A 13,443-nucleotide genomic window follows, 5' to 3' on the forward strand; every position below is an offset into this window, starting at 1 on the left:
AATAGACAACCCATAAACACCTTATATAATTCAAAACAAAACACTGTCGTGAGGTAAATAACTATGACTCTTATCAATTGGATCTTTGCTGGTATTCTGTTGGGTTTCATTATCGGTGCCGTTATTGCGATATTTAAGAAGAACAAATAACGGTTTTGTCCCACCCACTTAATTACGCTCCCTGATTGGTTAATCCAAAAATGAACAAACGGCTCTATAAATTTTGTATAGTTTCCGCTCTTTCATTGACGCTTTCAGCTTGCGCTACCTCTGGTCATTCACACCAGAGCAAAACTCAGCGCCCAAGTTCACAGCCCACAAAATGGGAAGTGTTTGATGGCAGTGCTTCCAGCCGAAAACTAGCTTCAGCACTGGTTGAACAGTATGCCCAATCAATCTTTGATGAAGGTAATCCGTTAGGTATGGCAATGGTGGTTATTGATAATAATCAGGTCATGCATCACAGTTTTGGAGAAACTTATCCAGGGAGTGGCATTAAGCCAAGTCAGAATTCTTTAATTCGTATCGCTTCTATCACCAAATTAATGACCAGTGAGGTGATGATCAAGCTGGCAGAGAAAAAACGGATTAGAATCACCGACCCATTGCAGAAATATTCTTATTATGGCGTGCATGTACCAAACTTTAGCGCAAATCAACCCATTCGGTTGTATCATCTGGCAAGTCATACCAGTGGGTTACCACGGGAACAACCCGGCGGAAAGTGGGGTCGCCCGGTGTTTATCTGGCCAACACAATCCAATCGTTGGATTTGGCTGAAATCCGCTGAGATAAATGCCGTTCCTGGTACAACTGCTTCTTATTCCAATCTGGCCTACGATTTATTGGCAGATGCGCTTTCTAAGGCGACAGGAGAACCTTATCCCCACCTTCTGCGAGAAGAAATTACCCACCCTTATAAGATGAAAGATACCACCCTGACGCCTACCCAAACTCAATGCGCCCGATTGATGGAAGGGGTCAAATCCAGTCCCTGTACCAGTACTGCTGCCGCAGCAGGCAGTGGAGGAATTTATTCTACTCCCGCCGATATGCAGCGTTGGATGCAACAGTTTTTATCTTCTCACAATCAGTTGAGGAAGCAGACAGCCAGCCGTGAACAGGGTATCTACTTTAAACGCGCCGATCTGACGTTAATCAAAGGAATGGATGTGGCAGGCCAGGCCGATGGTATCGGGCTCGGTTGGATTTATATGAATAGCAAGAAAGATATTCCGGGTATCTATCAGAAAACTGGCGGTGGTGGCGGGTTCAATACTTATATGGCGATGATCCCTGACAGTTTTTCTGGTGTCAGCCAACTTTTCCAGTCAGCAGAGATACGCTGCGAGCCAGTGATCTGACCGAACTGACTTAAATCAGACTCTTCAACCTGAGACAACTTCCACTGCTTGTTGTCCTGATCATATACAGCAGATGCTGCATACTTCACGGATAACAGTTTTCTTTTATCATCAACATGATAAATACTTATACCATTCAGGGAGTTATCTTTACCCACATTCTGAATGTAGACAAAATCCTGACCATCCTTTGTCCAAATCCCTTTAGCAGTGGAGACTAAAGAACCGTCATACATCTTTTGGGAGCGGAAGTTACGGGCAATTTGTTCACCTTGTGGAGCCACCCATTCACCGATAACCATCGTCAGCAGAACCAAGGGGATCGCGGTTTTCATTACTGAACCAGCCACTTGTAAGCGGGTAAAACCAGCAGCCTGCATGACAACCAGCTCACTGCGGGTTGCCAACGCGCCCAAGCCCAAAAGTGCACCCAACAGTGCTGCCATCGGGAAGAAAATCTGAATATCTTTGGGAACGCTCAGTAGCGTATAAATACCGGCAGAAAGAGCAGTATATTCCCCCTGACCGACTTTACGAAGCTGATCAACGAATTTGATGATGCCGGACAGTGACACCAGAGTGAACAGTGTCATCAGAATGGTTTGTAGGATCGTCCGCCCGATATATCTATCTAATACACCAAACATCACGCTGCTCCTTGGATCTTAAAGCGTGAACGCAGTTTACGCATCGGGACGGTATCCCATACGTTAAGCACCAGTGCCAACGCAAAATACACACCATTAACCAGCCACATCCAAAACAGAGGGTTAAGTTTGCCCTTACCACCATTGGAATGGAGGGAACTTTGCAGCAGGAAGAAAATCAGATAGAGCAACATGGCTGGCAACATACTGAGCACACGTCCCTGACGCGGGTTGACTGCACTGAGCGGAACAACCATCAGTGCCATAACCAAGACAGAAACAATCAGGGTTAAACGCCAGTGGAACTCTGAGCGGGAATCCGGATCGTTGCCATGCCACAGCTCATCCATTGATTTTTGTTCAACTTTGCCGTTGTCAATTTCTGGGCTTTGGTGGCCTATGACTGCCCGATAGTTTTGAAATTCTGTGATGCGGAAATCACGTAACAATGCAGTACCTTCGTAACGTGTTCCTTCATGAAGTACCGCTACCTGATTGCCATTCGGTAACTCTTCCATATGCCCACCATCAGCGATAACCACAGAAGGCCGCTGGTTATGCACTGGACGAAGCTGAGCAAGGAATACATTCTCAAAATTATTTCCTTTGACATCACCGATATACAACACCATGTTACCATCTCTGGAAGGTTTGAACTGCCCTTCCATTATCGCCGCAAGGCTTGGGTTTGCTTTCGCATCCGCCAGCACTTGTGCCTGATATTTAGATGACCATGGCGTGAACCAGATAACATTGGCCGCTGCCAGCATTGCGGTAAGCAGAGCCAGAATGAGAGCTGATTTCACCAACACACCTTTGCCTAAACCACAGGCATGCATGACAGTGATTTCGCTTTCCGTATAGAGTTTGCTAAATGTCATTAATACCCCAAGAAACAAACTCAGAGGTAAAATTAGCTGCGCCATTTCCGGCACACCTAAGCCTAACAAGGATAAAACTAAATTTGCGGGAATATTACCTTCTACTGCCGCACCCAATACCTCAACTAATTTCTGACAGAAAAAGATCAGCAATAAGATGAAAAGTATTGCGATTTGACTTTTCAGGGTTTCCCGTACCAGATATCTAATGATGATCACGCTTATTACGCCTGTGAAAACTTGTCTTTTTGCAGGAAAGTCGCTAACTTCGTCGTATATCTACCATTTATATGAATCAGTTTGGCTTCCCCATTGCTAAAATGATACCAAAGCATTCCATATATTCGTTCTCAATTAGAGCACAGTTATCGTTAGTTAAGTATCTAAAATTAATATGCTTAGCTTAACATAACAGAGAACTTTATTTGGGAAGATCTAACGCGGAACATGGTATTTTAGCGATTGTATCTGTCTTTGTCTTTAAGATTCAGGAGAACGCATGGAGTTTAGTGTAAAAAGCGGTAGCCCGGAAAAACAACGCAGTGCGTGTATTATTGTCGGCGTATTTGAACCTCGCCGTCTGTCCCCTATCGCAGAGCAACTTGACAAAATAAGTAACGGTTATATTAGTGCCTTACTGCGCCGCGGTGAACTTGAAGGCAAAGTGGGCCAAACCCTATTGCTGCATCACGTTCCTAACGTGCTGTCTGAACGAATTCTGTTGGTTGGATGCGGAAAAGAGCGTGAACTGGACGAGCGCCAGTATAAGCAGATTATCCAGAAAACGATCAGCACCCTTAATGAAACCGGGTCAATGGAAGCGGTCTGTTTCTTGACAGAATTACACGTCAAAGGGCGCAATAACTATTGGAAAGTACGTCAGGCTGTCGAAACAGCAAAAGAATCTCTGTATGTTTTTGATCAGCTTAAGAGCAGCAAAAATGAACTGCGTCGCCCTTTGCGTAAGATGGTTTTCAATGTGCCGACTCGTCGTGAATTGACCAGCGGTGAACGCGCTATTCAGCACGGTCTTGCCATTGCATCCGGTATTAAGGCGACGAAAGATCTGGTCAATATGCCACCCAATATCTGTAATGCTGCGTACCTTGCATCACAGGCACGCCAGCTTGCTGACAGTGCTGACAATCTGATCACCAAAGTGATTGGTGAAGAACAGATGAAAGAGTTAGGCATGAATGCCTATCTGGCAGTGGGGCAAGGTTCGCAGAACGAATCTCTGATGTCAGTGATCGAATATAAAGGCAGCAAAGATCCCAATGCAAAACCGATCGTGTTAGTGGGTAAAGGGCTGACTTTCGATTCCGGCGGTATTTCTCTCAAACCAGCCGAAGGCATGGAAGAGATGAAATGCGACATGGGAGGCGCCGCTTCTGTTTATGGTGCTATGCGTGTTGTTGCAAAACTGCAATTACCTATTAACGTTATTGGGGTATTGGCAGGATGCGAAAACATGCCCGGTGGTCATGCTTATCGTCCCAGTGATATTTTAACCACCATGTCCGGTCAGACTGTTGAAGTGACGAATACGGATGCGGAAGGCCGTCTGGTATTATGTGATGCGCTAACATATGTTGAACGTTTCGAGCCAGAACTGGTTATTGATGTTGCTACTCTGACAGGCGCTTGCATGGTTGCATTGGGAAACCACTACACGGGCTTAATGTCCAACCATAACCCGCTTGCACATGAGCTACTGAACGCGTCAGAACAAGCGGGAGATCGTGCATGGCGTCTGCCACTGAGTGACGAATATTCTGAGCAGTTAGAATCCAATTTTGCGGATATGGTTAACTCGTGCGGACGTCTTGGCGGCGCAATTACTGCCGGCGCTTTCCTGTCCCGATTTACAGCTAAATACAACTGGGCACATCTGGATATCGCCGGTACAGCATGGCGTTCAGGTAAAACAAAAGGAGCAACGGGTCGTCCGGTTGCACTATTGTCACAATTCCTGTTAAATCGTGCAGGTCTAAATGCGGATGATTAATACCCAGATTAGCCATTTTTTGCATAAAGGCTAACGTAAAAGGTATTAAAAAAGTCAACGGGATTGAGGGTATTGCAACAGCAATACCCTTTTCCGTCACTTTGCCTATCATTTTTTCTGTAACTCGTTTTCTGTAATCATGAGACATTGTCAGTAAAAGAATTTATGAAAAATGCTACTTTCTATTTATTGGAAAAGCTGTCATTGGAAAAGCTGTTATTGGAAAAACCGTTACAGGAAGAATCCTCGTCTTTTGATGAATTGCAGCCGCATGAATGGCTGGCATGTCAGTTGGCTGCTGATCAATGGCGTGCAGGGAAGCGAGTTCTGATTGCTTGTGAAAGCCAACAACAGGCCGAAAAACTGGATGAAGCACTATGGCAACGAGTGCCAGGTCAATTTGTGCCACATAACCTTGCAGGAGAAGGCCCCCGTTATGGTGCTCCTGTAGAACTGTGCTGGCCACAAAAAAGAGGCAATGCTCCTCGTGATATTCTGGTAACACTGCTTCCTCATTTTGTAGACTTTGCCACAGCTTTCCATGAAGTGATAGACTTCGTCCCTATTGATGAAAATCTGAAACAGTTAGCGCGCGAACGATATAAATCTTATCGTAGCGTCGGCTTTAATTTGACCATGGCAACCCCGCCAACCTATTAAATATCAAGATACAATGGAAAAGACACCCGCTACTAAAACGCAATCTGAGCCATCTCTCGATAAAACGTACAATCCGACAGAGATAGAGCAACCTCTTTATAACCACTGGGAAAAGAGTGGTTATTTCAAGCCGAATGGCGATACCAGCCGTGAAAGTTTCTGTATCGTCATTCCGCCACCAAACGTGACCGGTAGCCTGCATATGGGGCACGCATTCCAACAAACGATCATGGATACTATGGTGCGCTATCAACGCATGCAGGGCAAAAACACGCTATGGCAAGTCGGTACTGACCACGCAGGCATCGCAACGCAAATGGTTGTCGAGCGCAAAATCGCAGCAGAAGAAAACAAAACCCGTCACGATTACGGCCGCGATGCTTTTATTGACAAGATTTGGCAGTGGAAAGCGGAATCAGGCGGCACTATCACCAACCAGATGCGTCGCCTGGGTAACTCTGTGGATTGGGAGCGTGAACGCTTCACTATGGATGAGGGTTTGTCAAAAGCCGTTAAAGAAGCCTTTGTTCGCCTGTATCAAGAAGATCTGATTTACCGTGGCAAACGTCTGGTTAACTGGGACCCTAAACTGCGCACCGCGATTTCTGATCTGGAAGTCGAAAACCGCGAAGTTAAAGGCTCTATGTGGCATCTGCGCTATCCATTAGCTGATGGTGCCAAAACTGCCGAAGGCAAAGACTATCTGATTGTTGCTACCACCCGCCCGGAAACTATGCTAGGGGATACTGGCGTTGCTGTTAACCCGGAAGATCCGCGTTATAACGATCTGATTGGCAAAGAGATCATCCTGCCACTGGTCAACCGTCGTATTCCTATCGTAGGCGATGAGCATGCAGATATGGAAAAAGGCACTGGCTGTGTGAAAATTACTCCGGCTCACGATTTCAATGACTATGAAGTCGGTAAACGCCACAGTCTGCCAATGATCAACATCCTGACCTTTGATGGTGATATCCGCGAAGCCGCAGAAGTTTTCAACACTAATGGTGAAATTTCTGACATTTACTCGACCGAGATCCCTGCCGAATACCGTGGCATGGAGCGCTTTGCTGCCCGTAAGGCGATTGTCGCTGAATTTGAAAAACTGGGCCTGCTGGTAGAAATCAAACCTCATGATTTGACCGTACCTTACGGTGACCGTGGCGGCGTGGTTATCGAGCCAATGCTGACTGACCAATGGTATGTGCGCACAGCACCACTGGCAAAAGTGGCGATTGAAGCAGTTGAAAACGGTGATATCCAGTTCGTACCAAAACAATACGAAAACATGTACTACTCCTGGATGCGTGATATTCAGGATTGGTGTATTTCCCGTCAATTGTGGTGGGGCCACCGTATTCCGGCGTGGTATGACGCACAAGGCAATGTTTATGTTGGACGCGATGAAGAAGAAGTCCGCCGCGAAAACAATCTGGGTGCAGATATGACACTGACTCAGGACGAAGACGTACTGGATACCTGGTTCTCCTCTGGTCTGTGGACGTTCTCTACCCTCGGCTGGCCTGAGCAAACTGAAGCCCTGAAAACCTTCCACCCAACGAATGTGTTGGTCAGTGGTTTTGACATCATCTTCTTCTGGATTGCCCGCATGATCATGATGACCATGCACTTCATCAAAGATGAAAACGGTAAACCACAAGTACCATTCAAAACTGTCTATATGACTGGTCTGATCCGCGATGAAGAAGGCCAGAAGATGTCAAAATCCAAAGGGAATGTTATCGACCCATTGGATATGATTGACGGTATCCCGCTGGAAACTCTGCTGGAAAAACGCACTGGTAATATGATGCAGCCACAAATGGCTGAGAAAATCCGCAAGCGTACTGAAAAACAGTTCCCGGAAGGCATTGAAGCCCACGGCACTGACGCCCTGCGTTTCACTCTGGCAGCACTGGCTTCTACTGGCCGTGATATCAACTGGGATATGAAACGCCTGCAAGGTTATCGCAATTTCTGTAACAAGCTATGGAACGCCAGCCGTTTTGTGCTGATGAACACCGAAGGACAGGATTGTGGCCAAAACGGTGGTGAAATGTCACTGTCACTGGCAGATCGTTGGATTTTGGCTGAGTTCAACCAGACAGTAAAAGCCTATCGCGAAGCATTGGATACTTACCGTTTCGATATCGCCGCCAATATTCTTTACGAATTCACATGGAACCAATTCTGTGACTGGTATCTGGAACTGTCCAAACCTGCCATCAACAAAGGTGCTGAAGCAGAAGTTCGCGCAGCGCGTCATACTCTGATCGAAGTGTTGGAAGGTTTGCTGCGTCTGGCACATCCAATCATTCCATTCATCACTGAGACTATCTGGCAACGTGTGAAAGTGGTTAAAGGTATTGATGCGGATACCATTATGCTGCAACCTTTCCCTGAATTCGATCAGGCGAAAGTTGATGAACTGGCACTGAACGATCTGGAATGGATCAAGGAAGCGATCACTGCGGTACGTAACATTCGTGCAGAAATGAACATTGCACCAAGCAAGCCGCTGGAAGTTCTGCTACGTGATGCAAATCCTGATGCACAACGTCGTGTAGCTGAAAACCTTAACTTTATTCAGGCAATGGGCCGTCTCTCTTCTGTTACTGTATTGGCAGCAGGAGAAGAAGCACCAGTTTCTGTGACCAAACTGATCACCGGTGCAGAAATACTGATCCCAATGGCGGGTTTGATCGATAAAAACGCAGAACTCGCTCGTCTGGATAAAGAAATCGAGAAGCTGGATAAAGAAATCAACAGCATCGAAGTCAAACTGGCTAACGAAGGTTTTGTCAGCCGCGCACCAGAAGCCGTTGTTACCAAAGAGCGTGAGCGTCTGGCAACAAACAATGCTGCTAAAGAAAAATTATTGGCACAAAAAGAGACCATTGCTGCTTTGTAATATTTTTCACTTATATTAAGATTAAGCCACCGAATTTTTGACGGTGGCTTTTATTTTTAACTTACAATATATAAATAATTTATTATTTGTTTGTAAAAGTTCACACTTAAGCCTTCTATAATAAATAGACATTCATGATATCATCCTATGCTCTTACCCTGAGATGCGGAATGACCGTTTTATCTTTGTATCTTAAAATATAAACTATTTTAATTCGTGATATCTTCTTATAAAAGAAGAATCATTTAAACTATATTTTAAATGGCTATTCCTGAACTTAGGTGGTTTTTTTTAATGAGTTTTTCTGCTATAACGAAAAAATTAATACGATAATTATAACAATATTATCCAAATCAACTTATATATTAAGTATAGCAATATTATGAAAATTAAAGATTTTATTTTTAATACGGAATTTAAAAAGCTCTTAAAGGAAACTAAGAGTTTAGAGGCAAAGTTAAAGGATTCCGATCCAGAATTGGAAAATGTAGCTTTAGATGATCAAAGTTATAAAGAATATTTTGATTTTCCTGCTAGGCTTAAAATAGTACTTGTCTTTCTTTTTATCATATTTGTTCATCTCTCTTTTTCTTCGGTATTGCCAAAGTTATACCTAATTTTTTAACAGATAATCCAGATAATGAAATAAAATCAATTGTTTTTATTTTTTTATTAATTTCCGGAATGACTATTACCTTTTTCAATGTTAGTTTTACTTTGAATGGAATTTATTATGGAATTATTATCCAAAAGTATTTAAATACAATTATATACCAATCTAACTTGAAGATGCCGGTTTCAAAATCTGGAAATTATCATTCAATCGACAAGCGAGTCCACCCGCTTTTTCCCGGAGTGTGACACGAAAAAAGGAGTGAATTGCCTCGCGAAACACTTTCGGTGTGGCGAAGTAGACATTGTCGCGTTAATGCTCGGATATTCACGAATAATAGTCTCTTCAATACACTGTAAATTAAGGGCGCCCATGATGTTGAGTCGGGTACGGCTGCCTGTAGTTTCAATCATTTTGACGTGCTTTACCCCTGATTTTATCCAGCCATAGCTTAATTTTGTAGACTGTGAGGGATGCACAGCATCAATAAACAGAATCGGCTCATTCTAGGAACCCCTTTCGGCTTCTTGTAACTGAACCCTTGACGGTGAAGCCATTTGGTCATCCCGGCCACGGTGAACGAAACCTGCCAGCGTGCCTGGACATAGGCCACAATGTGTGCGGTAGTATGCATCAGATTCACCGTCAAATAATCCACCAGTTCAGCGGTTTGCCGGGCAGACAGATGGCTTTCAGAACCGCCATTTTCAGGGGCGAGTTTTTCCTGACTGAAATAATCTTTCAGATGACGACTGACAGTGCTTTCATGAATACGTAAGGCCTGAGCAATCATCTGAGCAGTCCAGCCCTCGGAAGCCAAAAGAACCGCTTTGATGCGGTCGCGAACGCGTCCATCACGCGTTGTATCATGCATCAGTTCGAGGGCGTGTTTTTGGTCTGGTGTCAGATGAATTTTCATGGTTGCAAGCATGATCTGATTCGGATAAGAAATCAAGCATCTTCAATGATGATTGGTATATTATTTTCCAGTTTGTTTGTTTATTTTTCAAAAGAAATTAATAACAATAATTATCTTTATTTTTTATTTATAACACTATGTTGCATATTAATTAAATTTATATTAAATGGCCAATATTACGCTGGATTCATATTAGCCAGAATGTGTATTAGGATTGATAATGTGATTCTCAAAAATGAATTAAATAAAATAAAAGGGTTTAATAAACGGGAATTAAAACAGTACTCAAGGGAATTAAAATTAAAAAAACGCAAAAAGATAAGAAACCAAAAAAGAAACAATTGAATGGTGAGATTTAACTTACTAATTTTTCTAAATAATCGCAGAGGTGAGTTTGCATTCCTACAAATAATAAATGCAATGTTATTTATAGTAACAAACATCAATTATTAGCTTTTTATAAAATTTTCATATAAAAATTAAAACACATCATATAATTTCATATTATATAAACTATTTGGAAGTAAAAACTGATTATGTATTATATTTGACAATAAATCTCATTATCAGGAAGGTGCAATGAAAATTGTAAGCAAAGTATTATTAGCAAGTATTCTCCAATTAAGCTTTACACATTTGGCTTATGCAAAATCGACACTTGATAACATTCAATCCACAGGGGTATTCAGAATCGCAACGGAAGGGGCTTATGCTCCGTTCAGTTATCATGATGCTTCTGGAAAATTAACCGGATTTGATGTGGAAATCGGTCGTGAAATTGCTCAGCGCATGCAAGTCAGACCTGAATTTATTGAAGGTAAATGGGATGGATTAATCGCGGGCCTTGATGCCGGACGCTCAGATGCCGTTATGAACCAAATTGCGATTACACCTGAACGCGAGAAAAAATATATTTTCTCTCTGCCTTATGTCATTTCTGAAGCCGTGCTAATTACCCGAACAGATAACAACACAATTAAAACATTCAGTGACTTGAAAGATCGGACTTCTGCCCATACCCTGACCAATAACTTCGCCCAAATTGCCCGTCAACACGGCGCCGAAATTATCGGTACAAATGGTTTCAATCAAGAGGTGGAACTTGTCAGTACAGGTCGTGCTGATGCCACCATCAATGACAAACTTTCCTATCTCGACTACAAAAAACATCGACCAGAAGCACCAGTAAAAATAGTGGCAACTGATACCAACGCAGCGCAAACCGCCGTACTCCTGCGCAAGAACGACACTGCATTAAAAACCGCGGTTGATAAAGCCATTAATGAGATCAATGCTGACGGTACTTATAAACGTATTTGGGACAAATATTTTGGTGAGGAAATAACAAAATAATCAAACAGGGCCTGATGGACAGGGCAAACGGGCCTAACTGATACAGATGAAAATCCCACTGTGAAGGGATTTCATCATAAACCATTATCCCACCCTGCCTTCTGACGCTTAGTTCTCACTCCACCGATTCAAAGGTGGAGTGAAGTTAAACACTATTATAGAAAACTGGCACTTAAAAAAGCGGTTACCGATAAGCCACCATGGCATTGCTTCCATTTTCTTAAAAATGGATATGTATGAGTACTGGCTGCCAGGCGATCATAACGACGTGAAAAGGTCGACAAATTGAGAGCACAATAAGTTTCAGTCGTGACTACTTCTCTTGGTAATTGAGTGCTCGATATATAAGGACTGACATTTGCTGTTGTTTCAAGATCCTGATACACCCTGTTAGAGATATAATCACCTTCAACGTAAGCATTGCTACCCCAATCATACAGAAACTCCTGAGCTCCACGAATTTGTGTAACAGCAATACCTCTGATTGCCACATATTCTTCCTGATCTTCATAAACATTAATCAGTCTCAGATAATTTGTATTTCCTGTCTGAGCATAAAGGTTCTGTAATGATAAAATCACACTATAAAAATTAGTGGTTGGCCTTATGTCATAAATGTAGAAGGTCTGTCTATTCTCAAAATTGACGCCCCAATCAATAGCGACTTCTTCATTGGCAGTTGTTGAGACAAATGCTGAAGCGGCAGCTTCATGCTCTATATCACTGTACTCCTGAATATGCTCCACAATATTATTATTCGTTCCCCAGGGAGAAAATCCGCCCCCTGCTGTGCGGAAGATTCTCTCTGGAGGGCGGGTATCCATTCTATAAACTCTATTAACTTGTTGCTGAGCATAGGACTGCGATATATATAAAAATAAAACACATAATAAAGAAAAGAGTTTTAAAATTCTCATTAAATGCCTCTCCCTTAGAAATTCTCTAAATCTTCAGAGAAACCAGAAAAATAATTCACAATTATGGGAACCAGGCTTGTACTGAATTGAATTGTGCGCCTTCATATGTGCCAGAACCCCATGTGTTACATCGAGCTCCAAATTCATCATCCAATAGTACTACCTTCTGTCCACTGGCTTGGGCTGCCAGAATAGTGGCATAAGCGTTCTTTCCACTATCCTTATTAGTGCTTAACTTACCGTAAGCCCAAAAAATTTTGGTATCCCTATTATTCCAACTCCGTCCTGTTTCTGATAACCAAACCGCCCACTCATTCCAGCTATTAGCATTTGACCATACCCCAACAACATAACCTCTTCCACATTCTTTCATATAGTTGACTCCGGAGACCATGAAGAGCGGTGTCTGAGCAGCAGGGTCAGGCTTTAGAGAATGTACTGCCTTTGTTATTTTCATATCATTTGAGCAAGCCGAACAACTCAGCACTATAATTATAGATATGAGTAACTTATATGTTTTCATAATTTTTATTTCTCCAAAAGAAAGATAACAATTTGCAAAGCAAATCCCTACCGTTTGAAAATAAGGGTTCGCTTAGGAAAAGAAGTAATACTACATTAAGGCTGTTTTTATTCAGCCCGGAAAAGATATTATTACACTCTTCATTAAAATCTATTTTTAAAAAATAACCTGGCAGAGGTAGTTAACCATTAGCGAATATAAAGGTTGAAAAACCACATGTTTATATATCTTTTAATTATAGCAGAAATTAATAAAAATCAAGCCGTGAATAAAATCTCTCTCCGTTATTTACATTGATGAAAAATGACATTATTTATTATTTATTTGAGTTTAAATTATATTTAAAATTCATAATAAACAATATATTATGGTGCATTTAAATATATAAAAATATTATTACACTGAAATTTAATTTATTAGTAGATTCTCATAGACAAGAGCATGGCTGGGAATTCCATTGAACAGAAGAAATTGACTGAACCAATCCTCTTTAGGTTTCCCGCATTCTTCAATGGCATTGAAACTCTCACAACCACAGATAACCGAACAAATCGCTATGGTGAGCATGTCGATAAAAGAATACTATTTAGTACGGTTAAGCCAGTGGATCAGTGAGATTATGTACTGAAAGCACACTGTTGATCCAA

10 protein-coding genes and 2 pseudogenes are annotated in these 13,443 nt (G+C 42.3%); 6 read left to right on the forward strand and 6 right to left on the reverse strand.

All coding sequences use genetic code 11. The features are described 5' to 3' along the window. The first annotated feature begins 200 nt into the window (after nucleotides 1–200). Nucleotides 201–1,364 (forward strand): D-alanyl-D-alanine-carboxypeptidase/endopeptidase AmpH, encoded by a 1,164-nt coding sequence (gene ampH / locus AAC852_RS15135; protein ID WP_340621717.1) that lies wholly within the window; start codon nucleotides 201–203, stop codon nucleotides 1,362–1,364. Here ampH and lptG read toward each other — a convergent pair. After that, nucleotides 1,283–2,011, reverse strand: a pseudogene (gene lptG / locus AAC852_RS15140) (LPS export ABC transporter permease LptG); the annotation flags it as partial. The gene ampH and the pseudogene lptG overlap by 82 nt on opposite strands. Beyond that, nucleotides 2,011–3,111 carry an LPS export ABC transporter permease LptF gene (gene lptF, locus AAC852_RS15145; protein ID WP_340621718.1) on the reverse strand — a complete coding sequence of 367 codons (1,101 nt, stop codon included), beginning with the start codon at nucleotides 3,109–3,111 and terminating at the stop codon, nucleotides 2,011–2,013. The pseudogene lptG and the gene lptF, both read right to left, overlap by 1 nt. Nucleotides 3,112–3,391: 280 nt before the next feature. Between lptF and pepA the strand changes: the two genes are divergently transcribed. From pepA to AAC852_RS15165, 4 genes are all read left to right on the forward strand, one after another. Further along, nucleotides 3,392–4,900 carry a leucyl aminopeptidase gene (gene pepA, locus AAC852_RS15150; protein WP_340621719.1) on the forward strand — a complete coding sequence of 503 codons (1,509 nt, stop codon included), beginning with the start codon at nucleotides 3,392–3,394 and terminating at the stop codon, nucleotides 4,898–4,900. A gap of 165 nt (nucleotides 4,901–5,065) precedes the next feature. Continuing rightward, on the forward strand, nucleotides 5,066–5,560 hold the full coding sequence (locus AAC852_RS15155) for a DNA polymerase III subunit chi (protein ID WP_340621720.1): 495 nt from the start codon (nucleotides 5,066–5,068) through the stop codon (nucleotides 5,558–5,560). A gap of 13 nt (nucleotides 5,561–5,573) precedes the next feature. Continuing rightward, entirely contained in the window at nucleotides 5,574–8,471 is a 2,898-nt protein-coding gene (locus tag AAC852_RS15160) for a valine--tRNA ligase (RefSeq protein WP_340621721.1), read from the forward strand. A gap of 382 nt (nucleotides 8,472–8,853) precedes the next feature. Beyond that, entirely contained in the window at nucleotides 8,854–9,096 is a 243-nt protein-coding gene (locus AAC852_RS15165) for a hypothetical protein (RefSeq protein ID WP_340621722.1), read from the forward strand. A 153-nt stretch (nucleotides 9,097–9,249) separates the two neighbouring features. On the opposite strand, the pseudogene AAC852_RS15170 reads toward AAC852_RS15165, so the two are convergent. Beyond that, nucleotides 9,250–10,015 (reverse strand): annotated as a pseudogene (locus AAC852_RS15170) (winged helix-turn-helix domain-containing protein). A 567-nt stretch (nucleotides 10,016–10,582) separates the two neighbouring features. Between AAC852_RS15170 and AAC852_RS15175 the strand changes: the two are divergent. Then, nucleotides 10,583–11,356, forward strand: a complete 774-nt coding sequence (locus tag AAC852_RS15175; RefSeq protein ID WP_340621723.1) for an amino acid ABC transporter substrate-binding protein — start codon at nucleotides 10,583–10,585, stop codon at nucleotides 11,354–11,356. Nucleotides 11,357–11,511: 155 nt separating this feature from the next. Here AAC852_RS15175 and AAC852_RS15180 read toward each other — a convergent pair whose 3' ends face one another. The 3 genes from AAC852_RS15180 to AAC852_RS20055 all read right to left on the reverse strand — a co-directional run bounded on the left by AAC852_RS15180 (nucleotide 11,512) and on the right by AAC852_RS20055 (nucleotide 13,363). Beyond that, nucleotides 11,512–12,273: a scabin-related ADP-ribosyltransferase gene (locus AAC852_RS15180; RefSeq protein ID WP_340621724.1), complete on the reverse strand. Its 762-nt coding sequence runs from the start codon at nucleotides 12,271–12,273 to the stop codon at nucleotides 11,512–11,514. A gap of 61 nt (nucleotides 12,274–12,334) precedes the next feature. Beyond that, a complete protein-coding gene (locus tag AAC852_RS15185) occupies nucleotides 12,335–12,646 on the reverse strand; it encodes a hypothetical protein (protein ID WP_340621725.1) in 312 nt (103 codons plus the stop codon). 558 nt (nucleotides 12,647–13,204) lie between these two features. Continuing rightward, nucleotides 13,205–13,363 carry a transposase family protein gene (locus tag AAC852_RS20055; protein ID WP_422824306.1) on the reverse strand — a complete coding sequence of 53 codons (159 nt, stop codon included), beginning with the start codon at nucleotides 13,361–13,363 and terminating at the stop codon, nucleotides 13,205–13,207. Between the last annotated feature and the right edge of the window lie 80 nt (nucleotides 13,364–13,443).

Source organism: Xenorhabdus siamensis (assembly GCF_037996745.1).
Taxonomy (GTDB): domain Bacteria; phylum Pseudomonadota; class Gammaproteobacteria; order Enterobacterales; family Enterobacteriaceae; genus Xenorhabdus; species Xenorhabdus indica.

Excerpts from the sequence above, each read along its gene's own strand:
- ampH (WP_340621717.1), top strand. The coding sequence starts at position 201 with ATGAACAAACGGCTCTATAAATTTTGTATAGTTTCCGCTCTTTCATTG.
- pepA (WP_340621719.1), top strand. The coding sequence starts at position 3,392 with ATGGAGTTTAGTGTAAAAAGCGGTAGCCCGGAAAAACAACGCAGTGCG.
- AAC852_RS15155 (WP_340621720.1), top strand. The coding sequence starts at position 5,066 with ATGAAAAATGCTACTTTCTATTTATTGGAAAAGCTGTCATTGGAAAAG.
- AAC852_RS15160 (WP_340621721.1), top strand. The coding sequence starts at position 5,574 with ATGGAAAAGACACCCGCTACTAAAACGCAATCTGAGCCATCTCTCGAT.
- AAC852_RS15165 (WP_340621722.1), top strand. The coding sequence starts at position 8,854 with ATGAAAATTAAAGATTTTATTTTTAATACGGAATTTAAAAAGCTCTTA.
- AAC852_RS15175 (WP_340621723.1), top strand. The coding sequence starts at position 10,583 with ATGAAAATTGTAAGCAAAGTATTATTAGCAAGTATTCTCCAATTAAGC.
- AAC852_RS15180 (WP_340621724.1), bottom strand. The coding sequence starts at position 12,273 with ATGAGAATTTTAAAACTCTTTTCTTTATTATGTGTTTTATTTTTATAT.
- AAC852_RS15185 (WP_340621725.1), bottom strand. The coding sequence starts at position 12,646 with ATGAAAGAATGTGGAAGAGGTTATGTTGTTGGGGTATGGTCAAATGCT.
- AAC852_RS20055 (WP_422824306.1), bottom strand. The coding sequence starts at position 13,363 with ATGCTCACCATAGCGATTTGTTCGGTTATCTGTGGTTGTGAGAGTTTC.